The sequence below is a fragment of the Burkholderia sp. LMG 13014 genome, from assembly GCF_905232215.1.
Lineage (GTDB): Bacteria > Pseudomonadota > Gammaproteobacteria > Burkholderiales > Burkholderiaceae > Burkholderia.
On the sequence record NZ_CAJNKE010001014.1, the window covers coordinates 1 to 1,241 of the forward strand.

Annotated in this window: 1 protein-coding gene and 1 pseudogene; both read left to right on the forward strand. The window is 66.8% G+C overall.

The features are described 5' to 3' along the window. Nucleotides 1–683: pseudogene (locus tag JYJ84_RS37005) on the forward strand (phosphomannomutase/phosphoglucomutase); the annotation flags it as partial. Nucleotides 684–858: 175 nt separating this feature from the next. After that, nucleotides 859–1,241: glycosyltransferase family 9 protein (locus tag JYJ84_RS37010; RefSeq protein ID WP_275890778.1), on the forward strand; the 383-nt coding region annotated here is incomplete at its 3' end.

The window sequence follows — 1,241 nt, forward strand, 5'->3', positions numbered from 1 at the left end:
TCGGCTTCGCGTTCGACGGCGACGGCGACCGCCTCGGCGTCGTCACGAAGGACGGCCAGATCATCTATCCGGACCGCCAGCTGATGCTGTTCGCGGAAGAAGTGCTGTCGCGCAACCCGGGCGCTCAGATCATCTATGACGTGAAGTGCACGCGCCACCTCGCGCAATGGGTGAAGTCGAAGGGCGGCGAGCCGTTGATGTGGAAGACGGGCCACTCGCTCGTGAAGGCGAAGCTGCGCGAGACGGGTGCGCCGCTCGCCGGCGAAATGAGCGGCCACGTGTTCTTCAAGGATCGCTGGTACGGCTTCGACGACGGTCTCTACACGGGCGCGCGCCTGCTCGAGATCCTCACGAAGACGGCCGATCCGAGCGCGCTGCTGAACGGGCTGCCGGACGCGATGAGCACGCCTGAACTGCAGCTGTGGCTCGAAGAAGGCGAGAACTTCCGCCTGATCGACAAGCTGCAGAAAGAGGCGAAGTTCGACGGCGCCGAGGAAGTCGTGACGATCGACGGCCTGCGTGTCGAGTATCCGGACGGCTTCGGCCTCGCGCGTTCGTCGAACACGACGCCGGTCGTCGTGATGCGTTTCGAGTCCGAGACGCAGGAAGGGCTCAAGCGCATCCAGGAGGACTTCCGCCGCGTGCTGACGGCCGCGAAGCCGGACGTCAAGCTGCCGTTCTGAGCGTCGGCGGCCTGCGGGCCGCCAACGGCGCGATGGTGAGTCCGATCGTCGCGCCACCCCCGAAAAGCGGCGCACGCTACACGCGTGCGGCCGCTTTTTGCCTGTGCGACGCCACGAGCGCGATAAAATCGCTCCTTTCTGCTTGTCGCCGGCTGCCTGCCGGCGTTTTTTCAGCGTGCAAAAGATCCTGATCGTGCGCGTGTCGTCGCTGGGCGACGTCGTGCACAACATGCCGGTGATCGCCGATATCCGGCGCCGTCACCCCGATGCGCAGATCGACTGGCTCGTCGAGGAAAGCTTCGTCGACCTGGTCAAGCTCGTCGACGGCGTGCGCAACGTGCTGCCGTTTTCGCTGCGCCGCTGGCGCAAGAAGCCGTTCTCGGGCGCCACGTGGCGCGAGATCCGGGCCTTCCGCCAGCGCCTCGCGGCCGAGCAGTACGACCTCGTGATCGACTGCCAGGGCCTCATCAAGACGGCCTGGGTCGCAAGCTGGGCGCGCGGCCCGCTCGTCGGGCTCGGCAACCGCACCGACGGCGCGGGCTACGAGTGGCCCGTGCG